The sequence below is a fragment of the Saccharothrix sp. CB00851 genome (genome assembly GCF_001905065.1).
In the GTDB taxonomy this organism is placed as follows: Bacteria; Actinomycetota; Actinomycetes; order Mycobacteriales; family Pseudonocardiaceae; genus Actinosynnema.
Genome location: NZ_LWLC01000034.1, coordinates 325,221 through 339,427 on the forward strand (window position 1 = coordinate 325,221; position 14,207 = coordinate 339,427).

The following is a 14,207-nucleotide window of genomic DNA, read 5'->3' on the forward strand; positions in this document are numbered from 1 at the left end:
GGCCGTTCCGGGCTCCGGTGGTTGCGGCACCTGATCACCGGGCCTACGTTCGTTCCACCGGTCGGCCCAGTCGACCGGTGGGCACGACGAGGTGCCGGGCGCTGCGGTCTGGCTCCTCCGTTGTCGGGAAGGAGGCAGGACCGATGAGGGGCAAGGGTCATCGGTTGGCCGCCGCCGGGAGCGCCGCGCTCATCGCGACGTCCGTGCTGGCGGGCTGTGGTTCGGGTGACGGCGGGATCACCATCAACGTCTACAAGTACCCGCAGGAGAACTTCCAGAAGATCGTCGACAACTGCAACGCCCAGGCCGACGGTTACGAGATCGTCTACCACAAGCTGCCGCGCGAGGCGGACGGCCAGCGCGAGCAGATGGTCCGCAGGCTCGCCGCCGGGGACACCGGCATGGACGTGCTGGCCCTCGACGTCACCTGGACCGCCGAACTGGCCAAAGCGGGCTGGATCAAGGAGTTCACCGGCCAGGCCAGGACCGAGGTCGAGGACGGCACGCTGGAGACGCCGCTGGAGACCGCCCGCTACGAGGGCAGGCTGTACGGGGCGCCGGACAACACCAACGTCCAACTCCTCTGGTACCGCGAAGACCTCGTGCCCACCCCGCCGAAGACGTGGGACGAGATGATCCAACTCGGCGAGCGGCTCGAAGCGGACGGCAACGACAAGACGCCGGGCCTGATCGCCGCGCAGGGCAAGCAGTACGAAGGCCTCGTCGTCCTCTACAACACCCTGGTCAGCACCGCGGGCGGGCAGATCGTCGACGAGAACGGCACCAAGGCCGTGGTGGACGACGGCGCGGTGAAGGCGCTGGAGGTGCTCAAGCGGTTCGCCACCTCGGGCGCGGTCGACCCGTCGTTCTCCAACGCCGCCGAGGACGACGCCCGGCTCGCCATGGAGGGCGGCAAGGCGGCGTTCATGCTGAACTGGCCGTACGTCTACGCCGCCGCGCAGAAGGTCGAGGCCATCGCGCCGCACCTCAAGTGGGCGCCCTACCCGTCGATCGACGGCGACCCGGCCAAGGTCACCGTCGGCGGCATCAACTACGCGGTCAGCGCCTTCACCGAGCACACCGAGGAGTCGTTCGACGCGGTGCTGTGCCTGCGCAGCGCCGAGCACCAGAAGTTCGCCGCCATCAACGACGGCGTGCCGCCGACCATCGAGGCCGTCTACGACGACCCGGAGATGGCCGAGCCGTACCCGATGAAGGAAGCGATCCTGGAGACGCTGAAGAACGCGAGCGTGCGCCCGCGGACCCCCGCCTACCAGAACGTCTCCACCGTCATCTCCACGATCCTGTCGCCACCGGCGGGCATCGACCCGCGGGGCACCGCCGAACGGCTGCGCACCGAACTGCAGGACGCGCTCGACTCGAAGGGGGTGCTGCCGTGAGCCACGCCTTGAAGACCCCGGACGCCGAACCCGCGCTCTCGCCGAAGGCCAAGGCCGCGCTCAGCGAGGGCAAGAAAGCCGAACGGCGGCTCGGCCTGCTGCTGTGCGCGCCCGCGATCCTCATCATGGCCGCCGTCGCCGGCTGGCCGATCCTGTACTCGCTGTGGCTGTCGCTGCAGCGCTACGACCTGAAGTTCCCCGACCGCACCGAGTTCGTCGGCCTGGAGAACTACGTCACCGTGCTGTCCAACCCGTACTGGTGGAACGCCATGTGGGTCACGGTGCTGATCACCGTGGTGTCCGTGGCGATCGAGCTGGTGCTGGGCATGGCGCTGGCGCTGATCATGCACCGCACCCTGGTCGGCCGGGGCATCGTGCGCACGTCCACGCTCATCCCGTACGGCATCGTCACGGTCGTCGCCGCGTTCTCCTGGCGCTACGCCTGGACACCGCGCACCGGCTACCTGGCCGAGACGATCGCGGGCGGCGACCCGGTGCTCACCGAGAAGATCCCGGCGATCATGGTGGTGACGCTGGCCGAGATCTGGAAAACCACGCCGTTCATGGCGCTGCTGCTCATGGCGGGCTTGGCGCTGGTGCCGGACGACCTGCTCAAGGCCGCCGCGATGGACGGCGCGAGCGCGTGGCAGCGGTTCACCAAGGTGATGGTGCCGGTGATGAAGCCCGCGATCCTGGTGGCGCTGCTGTTCCGCACGCTCGACGCGTTCCGCATCTTCGACAACCTGTTCGTGCTCACGGCGGGCTCGCAGGGCACGTCGTCGGTGTCGATGCTGACCTACAACAACCTGATCAAAGGCCTGAACCTGGGCATCGGCTCCACCATGTCGGTGCTCATCTTCATCGCGGTGGCGATCATCGCGTTCGTGTTCGTGAAGCTGTTCGGCACCGCCGCACCCGGCGGCGACGGCGGGGGGAGGCGCTGATGGCGGGCATCGGCGGGGCCGTGACCACGGGCCGCAAGGCGCGCTGGACCGTGCTCAACATCCTGGTGGTGGCGTACGCGCTGGTACCGGTGCTGTGGATCGTGTCGCTGTCGTTCAAGACCAAGGAGACCTTGGCGGACGGCAACTTCATCCCGCGCGCGTGGACGTTCGACAACTACAAGGCGATCTTCTCCACCACGGAGTTCGTCCGCGCGCTGGTGAACTCGATCGGCATCGCGCTCATCGCCACGGCCGTCGCGGTCGTGTTCGGCACGATGGCCGCCTACGCGATCGCCCGGCTCGACTTCCCCGGCAAGCGGCTGCTGGTCGGGGTGTCGCTGCTGATCGCGATGTTCCCGCAGATCTCGCTGGTCTCGCCGCTGTTCGAGATCGAGCGGACGCTCGGGCTGTTCGACACCTGGCCCGGCCTGATCCTGCCCTACATCACGTTCGCGCTGCCGCTGGCGATCTACACGCTGTCGGCGTTCTTCCGCGAGATCCCGTGGGAGCTGGAGAAGGCGGCGAAGATGGACGGTGCGACGCCCGGTCAGGCGTTCCGCCGGGTCATCGCGCCGCTGGCCGCGCCCGGCGTGTTCACCACCGCGATCCTGGTGTTCATCTTTTGCTGGAACGACTTCCTGTTCGCGATCTCGCTGACCTCCACCGAGGCGTCCCGCACGGTGCCGGTCGCGCTGTCGTTCTTCACCGGCAGCTCGCAGTTCGAGGACCCGACCGGGTCGATCGCCGCCGCCGCGGTGGTGATCACGATCCCGATCATCCTGTTCGTGTTGTTCTTCCAGCGTCGGATCGTCGCCGGGTTGACCTCCGGCGCCGTCAAGGGGTGAAGCAATGGCCGAGATCGTTCTGGACAGCGTGACCAAGCAGTACCCCGACGGCGCGGTGGCCGTGCGGGACGTGGACATCGAGATCGCCGACGGCGAGTTCATCATCCTGGTCGGCCCGTCCGGCTGCGGGAAGTCCACGACCCTCAACATGATCGCGGGCCTGGAGGACATCACGTCCGGCGAGCTGCGCATCGGCGGCGAACGGGTCAACGAGCGCGCGCCCAAGGACCGTGACATCGCCATGGTGTTCCAGTCCTACGCGCTGTACCCGCACATGACGGTGAAGGAGAACATGGCCTTCCCGCTGCGACTGGCCAAAGTGGACGACGCGACCGTGGAGAAGAAGGTCCGCGACGCCGCCGAGATCCTGGACCTGACCCAGCACCTGGACCGCAAGCCGTCGAACCTGTCGGGCGGGCAGCGGCAGCGGGTCGCGATGGGGCGGGCGATCGTGCGCAGCCCCAAGGCGTTCCTGATGGACGAGCCGCTGTCGAACCTCGACGCCAAGCTGCGCGTGCAGATGCGCACGTCGGTGTCGCGGCTGCAGAAGCGGCTCGGCACCACCACCGTGTACGTCACGCACGACCAGACCGAGGCGATGACCCTCGGCGACCGGGTCGTGGTGATGCGCGGCGGCGCGGTGCAGCAGGTCGGGGCGCCGCAGTTCCTCTACGACAACCCGGCGAACCTGTTCGTGGCCGGGTTCATCGGCTCGCCGGCGATGAACTTCGTGCCGGCCGCGCTGGAGGGCGGCGTGCTGCGCTCGGCGCTCGGCGACGTGCCGCTCACGGACCGGGTGCGCGGGCTGCTGGAAGGCGCCGACGCACCCCGTGAGGTGATCATGGGGTTGCGGCCGGAGCACTTCGAGGACGCGCGGCTGGTGGACGACGCCGTGCGCGCGAAGGGCGTCACGTTCACCAACCAGGTGGACGTGCTGGAGTCGATGGGCTCGGACAAGTTCGCCTATTTCAGCCTTCAGGGTGAACAGGCGACGTCGGCGGAGCTGGCCGAGCTCGCCGCCGACGCGGGCTCGGCCGACGTGCCCGGCGGCGGCGTGTCGCTGGTCGCCCGGATCGCCGCGACGTCCACCGCGGTCGCGGGCGAACCCACCGACATCTGGTTCGACGCGGACAAGGTGCAGTTGTTCGACCCGGGCAACGGCCGCAACCTCACCTACCGCGGCTGACCGTCCGCCCGGAAGGCCGCCCCCACTGTCCACCGGGGGCGGCCTTTCACACTTTCGGGTAAGGCCAAACGGGCGTTTGTCGAGGTCACTGGGAGTTACTGACCAGCCGAGGGGCATCGGCAGGGACGAACTCCATAGGCCATTCAGCGCAGCAAACCCACACCTCGTCGCAATTGCCGCGACCGGACTGCCGCCGATCTCCACGCTGGGCGCAGGCGGAAACGACTCCGGCCGGAAAGGGCCGGGGCAGGGGAGTCCGCCGAGCACAGAGAAGAGCGCGAGATGGGGATTCTTGACGGCAAAGCAGTCGTGATCACCGGGGCGGGACGGGGTTTGGGCGAGGCCTACGCGATGCACGCCGCGCAGGCCGGTGCGGCGGTCGTGGTCAACGACATCGACGCTGAGCAGGCCGAACAGGTCGCCGAGCACATCCGGGCGTACGGTGGGCGCGCGGTGGCGAGCACGGCGACCGTGGCCGATCCCAGCGAGGCCGAGAAGATCGTGGGAATGTGCCAGGCCGAGTTCGGCCGGGTCGACGGCCTGGTCAACAACGCCGGGCTCAACTACGAGACACTGCCGTGGGAGGACGATCCGGAATCCATCCGGCGGACCGTCGAGGTCAACCTACTGGGTGTCATCTACACCGGAATGGCCGCGATGCGCGTGATGCGCGAGCAGGGCCACGGCTCGATCGTGAACATTTCGTCAGGCGCGTTTCTCGGCCAGCGCAAACTCGCCACCTACTCGGCCACGAAAGGCGCGGTCGCCTCGCTCAGCTCGTCGTGGGCCCTGGACCTGGAAGGGGACAACATCCGGGTCAACGCCGTCTGCCCGGTCGCGCACACCCGGATGGTGTGGAAGTCGGAGCGGTCCCTGCGGGCCATCCCGGCCGACCGCACCCCCGGCAAAGTCGCACCGCTCGTGCTGTTCCTGCTCAGCGACGCGGCGCAGGGCATCACCGGCCAGATCGTCCGGTGCAACGGCAGGCAGCTGCACCTGGTCGGCCACCCGTACTTCAAGCAGCCGATCCTGGAGAGCGACGCGTGGGACACCGCGTCGGTGAAGCGGGCGTTCGACGGCGTCCTGCAAGCCCACCTGGAACCGTTCGGCCTGGAGAAGCGCATGCCGCCACGCCTGCGTGAACTGGTCGAACCGGGCCGCACGGCCTGAAGCCAGGTGGATGGAAGTGTTGCCAGGGCCGAGCCAGTTGGCGACACTTCCATCCATGGCGCCGTCTGCCGACGACATGCCCGACACCTTCACGACCGCCACGGCGCTCGCCCGCGGCCTCCACCACCGCGACCTCTACCGGCTTCGGGACGAGGGTGAGGTGGTCGAGCTGTCGCGCGGTGTGTTCCGCCGAGCGGACGCGCCAACGCCGTCCCGGCCCGATCTGCTGGCAGTCGCCTACCGCGTGCCGAACGCCGTGGTCTGCTGCGTGTCCGCCGCCGCCGTGCACGAGCTCACCGACGAGATACCGATCGCCGTGCAGTTCGCCGTGCCGCGCACGCAACGTCCTCCGCGCATCGACTACCCGCCGACCGAGGTCTTCCGCTTCAACGCGGACACCTTCGACCTGGGGCTCGCGAACGTGGAAGCCGCACCGGACGAGACCGTTCGGATCTACTCCCGGGAGAGGACGGTGGTGGACCTGATGAGGCTGCGGCACCGCTTGGGTGAGCCGACCGCGCTGGTCGCCCTGCGCCGCTACCTCGGGCAGCGCTCGGCGCGACCGGGGCGGTTGCTGGAGATCGCGCGCCGGCTCGGGGTGCACGGGCCGGTGCGGACCGCGGTGGAGGTGGTGATCGCCGAGTGAACCGCACGACGAGAGGAACACCCGGCGGGCGTGCCTACCTCGACCTGCAGAACCGGGCCCGCCGGGAGCGGCGCCCGACCGAGGAACTGCTCGTGCTCTACGTCCTCGAACGGTGGCTCGCCAGGCTGGCCGAGTCGCCTCACACCGCGAAATTCGTGCTGAAGGGCGGCATGCTGTTGGCCGCCCTCGGCGCCCGCCGTCCCACGTCCGACGCCGACTTCCTGGCGCGGCACCTCGCCAACGACGAGCGGACCGTGGTCGACCTCGTGGTCGAGGTGGCAGGGCGGGTGCCCGACCCGGACGACGGCGTCGAGTACCTGGTCGACACGGTCACGTCGCAGTCGATCTGACCGCGACGAGGTCCGGACGGCGCTGCGGGCGACGACGGCCTACCGGGGCGTGGAGATCAAACGGCTTTCCGAGGTCGTCGGCGGCTTGGGGGAGCAGCGGGACAGCTCGTACCAGGCGTTCAAGCGCCGACTCGGTGCCGACGGCGACGGGCTGCCGCCGACGTTCGCCGAAGTGGTGGCCGTCGTCGTCGAGTTCGCGGACTCGTTGGTCGGCGAGCCGTGACGGTCACTCGCAGGCCGTGTGGTCACCACTCCTTCGGGTGATCGCCTGATAGGTGGGTTGGCCTGCGACGATGCTGGACATGGGCACGCGCACTCCCCGGATCACGGACTGGCGCCTGGTGGTGCAGTCGCGGCTGGATCGCGTGCGTGCCGACCTGGCCGCGCTCGGTCCGCCGGATCCGCTCGACCAGGAGAGCCAACAGTGGCGCGCCACGGCGGAGCAGGAGGCCGCCGTGGTCGAGGACATGATCACGCGCACCGAGTCGCGGTGGCGGACGGTGGCGTCGTGGTGGTCCGGGTGGCACATCGAGCGCGCCTGGCGGTCGCTGCACGAGGCCGAGATCGCGGTCGTGGCGGCGGGCAGCGGGTTCCTCGGGCGGCTACCGGGGTTGAAGGCGCGGGTCGCCGAGAACCTGCACGAGGACGATCCGCGGCGGGTCGCGCTGGAGGAGCTGCGGCCCGGCGAGTTCCCCTTGGCCGTGGAACGGGAGGTGGTGGTCGACGCGCTGCGGGCCGCGTTCGACGCGTCCGACTTCGCCCACGCCGGGTCGCGAGCGCTGCGCAACAAGCTCATCGCCACCTCGGTGGTCCTGTTCGTGATCAACACCCTCCTGGGCGTCATCGGCCTGGTCGAGCCCGGCCTCATCCCGATGTGCGCCAGCGCGGAGAAGCTGCCCACGGTGTGCCCGTCGGGCAAGGCGGCGACCGGCGCGGACGTGTGGCTGATCCAGGTGTTCGGCGCGTTCGGCGCGGTGCTCTCGGCCGTCGTGCTGCTCCTGCGGCGACGGCCCAGCCTCTCGCCGTACGTGATGGTCGGCTACCAGGCCCTGATCAAGGTCCTGCTCGGCGCGGCGCTCGCGGTGGTCGGCATCCTGGCCCTGGGCGCGGGCGTGACGACCGGCCTCATCGGCGTGGCGTCGCAGGCCGCCCTGCTGCTCTGGGCGGTCATCCTCGGCTACGGCCAGCAGGTCGCCACCCGCCTGCTCGACAGCTACACGGACCGGGTGATGGACCAGGCCCGCCCGCTGCCCCGGCTCGAAGGCCAGCGCTAACGGCGCGACCGCAGGGTCGAGATCACGTCCGGGTCCCACCGGTGCGTGCGGATCAGCCGGTACCGCTCGGCCGCCACCCACAGGTACGCCTCGGTCTCGGTGCGCGTTTCCTCGGGCGGGTCGCCGATCAGGTCCGCCTGCCGCAGCATCCCCACCACCGGCTGGTACTCCTCGGCGTACCAGCGCCGGGCGACCGTGACGCGGTCCAGGAACACGCCCTCGTCCTGCATCAGCCGGAACCCCCACGCCTCCACGTGCTCGCCCAGCCCGGCGTACTCCCACGGGTCCGACAGCAGCACCGCCGCCCGCGCCTCACCGGCCAGCGGCACCCGTTCCAGGAACAGCCGCCGGTAGTCCTTCACGATCAGGTCACCGCGGTGCCGGATGCCGTGCGCCGCGACCCGCGTCACGACCTCCGTCACGTAGGCGTCGATCACCTCCAGCCCCAACGCGTGCGCCACCGACACCCGGTGGTGCCCGTCCTGGACGAAGTGCAGGTCACCGACCCGGTACACCTCGATCGGCGGTACCGGCTCGCCCCGCCGCTGCGCCAGCGCCAGCCGCTGCCACCGCTCGCGCACCCGCGCCGACGTCGGCCGGAACCGGCGGTCGAAGTCCCTGGTCCGGTCCACGCTGCCGACGATCGAGTCCAGCCGGATCGCGCGCAGCCCCAACCGCCGCTCGCTGAGCACCCCCAGCGACTCCACCACCTCGTGGAACGGCAGCATGATGTTCACGTCGTCCGGCTCGCGGCGCAGCCACGCGGCCAACCGCGACAGCACCTGCCGTCGCCGGGCGCGCAGGAAGTCGTTCTCCGCGTCGGCCCGCGGGAAACCGGTGTCACGGGGCACGGGCACTCCTCCTCAGGTCACTCGCGACGGGATGTCCAACACCTGGTACCCCACCACGTTCACCACCCGCGTCCCGTCGAGCGCGCGGTCGGGTTTCACCTGGCCGTGCGGGTGGATGTGGCCGTGCAGCAGGAGCGGGGGCCGCAGTCGCCGCACGGCCTCGTGCAGGCACGCGAACCCGCGGTGCGGCGGGTCCGGCTCGTCACCGCAGCCCAGCGGCGGCGAGTGGGTGAGCAGCACGTCCACCCCGCGCCCGTCGCGCCACCTCCGCCACCGGGCCGCTCGCAGCACCCGCCGCAGCCGCCGCGCCTGCTGCCGCTCGGTCCACTGGTTCGGCCCGCCGCTGTACCGGACGGACCCGCCCAGCCCGGCGATCCGCAGCCCGGCCACGTCCACCACCCGTTCGTCGGCGTTCACGCCGCCCGCCGGACCGGGCCACCGCGCCGGCAGGCCCGCCTTCGTCCACAGGCCCCGCACGGTGGCGTAACCGGTCAAGTCGACGTCGTGGTTGCCCGGCACGAACACGCACGGCCGGTCCAGCGCGCCCGCCAGGAACTCCAGGTAGTCGAACGGCAGGTCACCGGCCGCGACGACCAGGTCGACGTCGTGCCGGCGCACCTGTTCGGTCCACAACGACTCGACCACCTCGTCGGCCACCGCGAGCACCCTCGGCATCCACCGAGCCTAAACGCTGCCGCCGACGGCGACACATCGTCGGTGAAAGGGTGAACAACGCGTTCCTCCCCCTGCCGCACAAGGGAAATCGGGTTAACGTCACAGGGTGCTCGCCGAGCTGTTCCTCGACGCGTCCCGCGCCTGCGAAGTCCACAGCCCGCTCACCCGCACCCTGCTGGTGGCGGCGGCGGACGACCTGGCCCGCGGTGGCGTCACCGCGCGGGTGATGGCGGGCGCCGAGTGCGACCGGCACGGCACCGTGCCCGGCCTGCGGTTCGCGGGCGCGCTGCACCGGTTGGTGCTGGAGGGCCGGGCACCCACGCTGGCCAAGCACTACCCGACCGTCGGCGGCGAACCCGACCTGGACACCCTCTGGGACGACGCGCTGACCGTGCTGCACGAGCACACCGACGAGCTGCGCGCCCTGGTCACGTCCACCGTCGTGCAGACCAACGAGCCCGGCCGCAGCGCGCCCCTGTTCGGCGGCCTGCAGACCGCGACCCACCTGGCCGCCGACGAGGCGGGCCGCCGCGCCACGTTCCCGATCCGGCTGCTGGAGGTCGGCGCGTCCGGCGGGCTGAACCTGCGCCCGCACCGCATCGCCTATCGGGTCGACGGCGTCACCTACGGCGACCCGGGCAGCCCGTTCGCCCTCGACCCGGGGTGGACCGGCAGGCCGCCGGTCGACCTGGGCCACAACCTGCGCCTGGTCCGCCGGGCCGGCTGCGACCCCGACCCGGTGGACGTGTCCACAGAGGACGGGCGGCTGCACCTGTCGTCGTTCGTCTGGGCCGACCAGGTCGACCGCTTCGACCGCCTCCAGGCCGCCGTGGAGCTGGCCAGGCTCGACCCCGTCCCGGTGCGGCGGGCGACCGGCCCGGAGTGGCTGGCCGAGCAGCTCGCCCGCCCGGAACGCGACGTGCTGACCGTCGTCTGGCACTCGGTCGTCTGGCAGTACGTGTCACCGGCCGACCGCGCCATGGGCCGCGCGATCCTGGCCGACGCCGCCGCCCGCGCCACCCCGATGGCACCGCTGGCGCTGCTGGTCTACGAGCCCAGGCGCACGCACACCGGGGGCACCTACGAGTTCCGGCTGCTGCTGAAGCTGTGGCCGGCGGGCATCTCGCTGCGCCTGGGCACGGGTGGGGGGCACGGCATCCCCTTCACGTGGGACACCGCGCCCTGGAACTGATCGGTGTTGGATTGCCGCTGCTCCGCAGACGGCGGGCTCGGTCGCCCGGAAGTCGCAACCTCGCGTGTGGTCCGGTCTGCCGAGAAGCGGTCAGTTCCCGTTGGCGATCAGCAGGGTCACCGTGGTGAGCCAGCCGATCAGGAACGTGAGCACCCAGAACCGCGGGTTGGTGAACATCCTGGCCATGTCGGAACATCCCGTCGCTGGAAGAAGGGCAGGTGAGCGGACTCAGAGCCATTGGTTCCGGCGGAATATTCGGTACAGCGTCAGGCACACCACGAGGATCACCGCGATGACCATGGGGTAGCCGTAGCGCCAGCGCAGTTCCGGCATGTAGTCGAAGTTCATGCCGTACACGCCGACCACCATGGTCGGCACGGAGATGATCGCCACCCAGGCGGCGAGCTTGCGCATGTCCGAGTTCTGCTGGAGCGTGATCTTCGCCAGCACGGCGTTGACCAGCGTGGTCAGCAACTCGTCGAAGTTGATGACGCGCTCGGACACCTCGGTGAGGTGGTCGTCCACGTCGCGGAAGTACGAGCGCACCTGCTCGGGGATCAGCGGCGTGTAGCCCTCCGCCAACCGCCGCAGCGGCACGGCCAGCGGCATCACCGCCCGGCGCAGCTCCAGCACCTCGCGCTTCATCAGGTAGATCTGGTCGGCGCTGACCCGGCTGCGCGGCTGGAAGACCAGCGCCTCCATCTGGTCGATGTCGTCCTCGATGTGGTCGGTCACGTCGAGGTAGTTGTCGACCACGTGGTCGGCGATGGCGTACAGCACCGCGGCCGGGCCGGAACTCAGCCGCTCGGGTTCGGCCTCCAGCTCGCGGCGCACCGCCGCCAGCCCCGAGTGGTTGCCGTGCCGGACCGTCACCACGAACTCGCGGCCCAGGAACACCATGATCTCGCCGCTCTCGACGATCTCGTTGGCCGTGTCCGGTGACGCGTTCTGGATGTACCGAACCGTTTTGAGCACCATGAACAGCATGTTGTCGTAGCGCTCGAGCTTGGGCCGCTGGTGCGCGTGCACGGCGTCCTCGACGGCCAGCTCGTGCAGCCCGAACGTCTCCGCGACGCCCTGGATCTGCTCCTCGTCCGGCTCGTGCAGCCCGATCCAGACGAACCCCTCGCCGCGCCGGCGCACCTCCTCGACCGCGTCGGTGTGCGACCAGCGGCCGGGCAGGCGGGTGCCGTCGACGTAGACACCGCAGTCCACCACGTAGTGCGACAACGGCACGGGGATGGGCACCGCGGGGCGATCCGGCGTGCGGCCTCTCCGGCCGCTGAGCGAGGGCAAGCTGGGCACGAGGTCCTCCAGTGGGGGCGTCGACTCGACGAACGACGACGGCACGTCCCCGACCGGTACCGCTGGGCCTAGCTGTGGAAAGCCGGCTCCCCGATGAGGACGCGCGAGGTACTCACAGGATGGGGGTCGTTACTCATCGGTAGTCCTCACCTCCTCGGGTCGCTTGGTCCCGGCGGTGTAGTCGCTCACAGACCAGTTGCCGAGGGTACTCCCCCGGTGCTCACACTGTCGTCCCGGTCGGTGTCGTCTTCCATCACACCGACTTCACACAGAGCCGGCCAACGGAGGCGTGCGGTGCAGTTCGGGCGTTATTACGAGGAGTTCGAGGTCGGCGCGGTCTACAAGCACTGGCCTGGGAAGACGGTCACCGAGTACGACGACCACCTGTTCTGCCTGCTCACCATGAACCACCACCCGCTGCACATGGACGCGCACTACGCGGCGGAGACCACCGACTTCGGCAAGAACGTGGTCGTCGGCAACTACATCTACTCGTTGCTGCTGGGCATGTCGGTGCCGGACGTGTCGGGCAAGGCCATCGCCAACCTGGAGGTGGAGTCGCTCAAGCACGTGAAGCCCACGTTCCACGGTGACACCATCTACGGTGAGACCGAGGTGCTGGACAAGACGCCGTCGAAGTCCAAGGACGACCGCGGCGTGGTCTACGTCGAGACGCGCGGGTACAAACAGGATGGAACGGTCGTCTGCGTGTTCCGCCGGAAGGTCATGGTGCCCAAGCGCTCCTACGGCGAGGCGCGCGGCGGCGAGCAGCCGGGCAGGCCCGAACCCAAGGAGTGACGTGACCTCGCTGGATCTGGTGCGGCAACGACTGGCCCGGTTCGCCCGCGGCGAGGCGCACGGCGTCTCGCCGCTCTACGAGCACCTGGCCTCGCACGCCGCCGACGATCCGGAGGTCGCCGGGCTGCTGACCGCCGCACCGGAGCGGTTCGCGCACGCGACCCTGCTCCTGGCGGCGGCGCACCGGCTGGTGCAGGCCGAGCCGTTCCACGAGCTGTCCAACTACTACCCGTCGCTCGGCGGCACGTACGGCGCGGACGAGAGCACGTGGCGGCTGTTCCGGGAGTTCGTGCTGGAGCGGGCCGACCGGATGCGCGAGCTGATCGCCACCCGGACCGTGCAGACCAACGAGGTGCGGCGGGCGACCCTGCTGTACCCGGCGCTGGCGAAGGTCAAGGGACCGGTCGGGCTGCTGGAGGTCGGCTGCTCGGCCGGTCTGCTGCTCGGCCTGGACCAGTACGGCTACCGCTACCAGACCCAGCAGGCCGGGCAGTTGGTCGCCGGGCCCGCCAAGGCGGCGCTCGGGCTGCACTGCGCGCTGGAGCTGGCGCCCGGCGCGGAGCTGCCGAAGATCCCCAAAACGGTGAAGATCGCGGCCAAGGTGGGCCTGGACCGGGCGCCCGCCGACCTGACCGACGAGGACACCTACGCGTGGCTCGAAGCGTGCGTGTGGGCCGACCAGCCGGAGCGGCTGAGGCTGTTCGGCGTGGCCGCGACCGTGCAGCGCAAGTCGCCGCCGGAGTTCGTGGTCGGCGACGCGGTGGCCGACCTCGGCAAGGCCGCCGACCGCGTGCCCGAGGACCTGCCGCTGGTGGTCCTGACCAGCAACGTCCTGCCGTACGTCGCGGGGGAGGAGTTCGTCGCCGCGCTGCGCGACCTCGGCCGCCCGGTGTGGTGGCTGAGCCACGAGGGCTACCCGGCGGGCCTGGTCCACGTGCTGCCGGAGCGGGACGACCTGCGGCCCGCGGCGGACGAGGCGGCGGTCGGCGTGGTGGGCCTGGTCCGGTTCGAGGGCGGCGAGGTGCGGTCGGCGCAGGCGTTGGCGACGACGGCGCCGCACGGCCAGCGATTGGTGTGGCTCCCCTGATCGGGGGATGACGATCACGACCGGGGGAGTTGGCCCCAGGCCGCGAGGGTGTCGTGGAGCATCTCGGTCAGTGGGAGTGTGGCCAAGATCGCAGCATCGGCCCACCGCGCGTCCGAAGCGTCGTCGCCCGGTCTGAGGACGCCGGATCGCACCTGGCAGGCGTAGTCGTGGATCTCGTAGACACCGCGTGGCGCCGGTCGGGTGACCGTGCCGATCAACGCGCCGACGGTCACGGAGAGTCCCGTTTCCTCGCGGAGCTCCCGCAAAAGTGCGGTCTCGTCCGATTCGCCGGGTTCGACTCGGCCACCCGGTAACGACCACAGTCCCTCACCTGGCGGATTGGCCCTTCTCACGAGTAGCAGTCGCCCGTCCGAGTCGTGCGCGATGCCGCCGACACAGCGGATCCGGGGCTCACGTTCGGCCGTCACGATCACCAAGCGTAGTCACACCGGGTTGGCGGTGCAGCCCGCTGACCCAAGTGCGG

General features: G+C 70.3%; 16 protein-coding genes. 12 read left to right on the plus strand and 4 right to left on the minus strand.

Going from position 1 to position 14,207, the window contains the following annotated elements; genetic code table 11:
• Nucleotides 1-143: 143 nt before the first annotated feature.
• The 9 genes from A6A25_RS30345 to A6A25_RS30380 all read left to right on the plus strand — a co-directional run bounded on the left by A6A25_RS30345 (nt 144) and on the right by A6A25_RS30380 (nt 7,815).
• Nucleotides 144-1,400 (plus strand): ABC transporter substrate-binding protein, encoded by a 1,257-nt coding sequence (locus A6A25_RS30345; protein ID WP_073895989.1) that lies wholly within the window; start codon nt 144-146, stop codon nt 1,398-1,400.
• Entirely contained in the window at nt 1,397-2,344 is a 948-nt protein-coding gene (locus A6A25_RS30350) for a carbohydrate ABC transporter permease (RefSeq protein WP_073895990.1), read from the plus strand. The genes A6A25_RS30345 and A6A25_RS30350 overlap by 4 nt, the downstream gene beginning before the upstream one ends.
• A complete protein-coding gene (locus A6A25_RS30355; protein WP_073895991.1) occupies nt 2,344-3,189 on the plus strand; it encodes a carbohydrate ABC transporter permease in 846 nt (281 codons plus the stop codon). The genes A6A25_RS30350 and A6A25_RS30355 overlap by 1 nt, the downstream gene beginning before the upstream one ends.
• 4 nt (nt 3,190-3,193) lie before the next feature.
• Nucleotides 3,194-4,375: an ABC transporter ATP-binding protein gene (locus A6A25_RS30360; protein WP_073895992.1), complete on the plus strand. Its 1,182-nt coding sequence runs from the start codon at nt 3,194-3,196 to the stop codon at nt 4,373-4,375.
• A gap of 282 nt (nt 4,376-4,657) precedes the next feature.
• On the plus strand, nt 4,658-5,545 hold the full coding sequence (locus tag A6A25_RS30365) for an SDR family NAD(P)-dependent oxidoreductase (RefSeq protein WP_073895993.1): 888 nt from the start codon (nt 4,658-4,660) through the stop codon (nt 5,543-5,545).
• 55 nt (nt 5,546-5,600) lie between these two features.
• A complete protein-coding gene (locus A6A25_RS30370; protein WP_073895994.1) occupies nt 5,601-6,191 on the plus strand; it encodes a type IV toxin-antitoxin system AbiEi family antitoxin domain-containing protein in 591 nt (196 codons plus the stop codon).
• Nucleotides 6,188-6,541 (plus strand): nucleotidyl transferase AbiEii/AbiGii toxin family protein, encoded by a 354-nt coding sequence (locus A6A25_RS30375; RefSeq protein ID WP_073895995.1) that lies wholly within the window; start codon nt 6,188-6,190, stop codon nt 6,539-6,541. The genes A6A25_RS30370 and A6A25_RS30375 overlap by 4 nt, the downstream gene beginning before the upstream one ends.
• Nucleotides 6,542-6,590: 49 nt before the next feature.
• Nucleotides 6,591-6,764: a hypothetical protein gene (locus A6A25_RS44335; RefSeq protein WP_158073845.1), complete on the plus strand. Its 174-nt coding sequence runs from the start codon at nt 6,591-6,593 to the stop codon at nt 6,762-6,764.
• A gap of 79 nt (nt 6,765-6,843) precedes the next feature.
• Nucleotides 6,844-7,815 carry a hypothetical protein gene (locus tag A6A25_RS30380; RefSeq protein ID WP_073895996.1) on the plus strand — a complete coding sequence of 324 codons (972 nt, stop codon included), beginning with the start codon at nt 6,844-6,846 and terminating at the stop codon, nt 7,813-7,815.
• Here the strand turns inward: A6A25_RS30380 and A6A25_RS30385 are convergent.
• On the minus strand, nt 7,812-8,672 hold the full coding sequence (locus A6A25_RS30385; protein WP_143193494.1) for a chromosome partitioning protein ParB: 861 nt from the start codon (nt 8,670-8,672) through the stop codon (nt 7,812-7,814). The two genes, A6A25_RS30380 and A6A25_RS30385, sit on opposite strands and share 4 nt — an antisense overlap.
• Before the next feature lie 6 nt (nt 8,673-8,678).
• Complete coding sequence (locus A6A25_RS30390; RefSeq protein ID WP_073895997.1) at nt 8,679-9,341, minus strand: metallophosphoesterase family protein; 663 nt, start codon at nt 9,339-9,341, stop codon at nt 8,679-8,681.
• 106 nt (nt 9,342-9,447) lie between these two features.
• Here A6A25_RS30390 and A6A25_RS30395 point away from each other — a divergent pair, with 106 nt between their 5' ends.
• The gene (locus A6A25_RS30395) at nt 9,448-10,533 is read left to right on the plus strand and encodes a DUF2332 domain-containing protein (protein ID WP_073895998.1); all 1,086 of its coding nucleotides are present in this window, start codon (nt 9,448-9,450) and stop codon (nt 10,531-10,533) included.
• A gap of 228 nt (nt 10,534-10,761) precedes the next feature.
• Here A6A25_RS30395 and corA read toward each other — a convergent pair whose 3' ends face one another.
• Nucleotides 10,762-11,838, minus strand: a complete 1,077-nt coding sequence (corA, locus tag A6A25_RS30400; RefSeq protein WP_073896200.1) for a magnesium/cobalt transporter CorA — start codon at nt 11,836-11,838, stop codon at nt 10,762-10,764.
• Nucleotides 11,839-12,132: 294 nt separating this feature from the next.
• Here corA and A6A25_RS30405 point away from each other — a divergent pair, with 294 nt between their 5' ends.
• Both A6A25_RS30405 and A6A25_RS30410 read left to right on the plus strand, forming a co-directional pair.
• Nucleotides 12,133-12,636 carry a MaoC family dehydratase gene (locus tag A6A25_RS30405; protein ID WP_073895999.1) on the plus strand — a complete coding sequence of 168 codons (504 nt, stop codon included), beginning with the start codon at nt 12,133-12,135 and terminating at the stop codon, nt 12,634-12,636.
• A 1-nt stretch (nt 12,637) separates the two neighbouring features.
• On the plus strand, nt 12,638-13,723 hold the full coding sequence (locus tag A6A25_RS30410) for a DUF2332 domain-containing protein (protein ID WP_073896000.1): 1,086 nt from the start codon (nt 12,638-12,640) through the stop codon (nt 13,721-13,723).
• Nucleotides 13,724-13,737: 14 nt separating this feature from the next.
• Here A6A25_RS30410 and A6A25_RS30415 read toward each other — a convergent pair whose 3' ends face one another.
• On the minus strand, nt 13,738-14,151 hold the full coding sequence (locus A6A25_RS30415; protein WP_073896216.1) for an NUDIX hydrolase: 414 nt from the start codon (nt 14,149-14,151) through the stop codon (nt 13,738-13,740).
• Nucleotides 14,152-14,207: the final 56 nt, after the last annotated feature.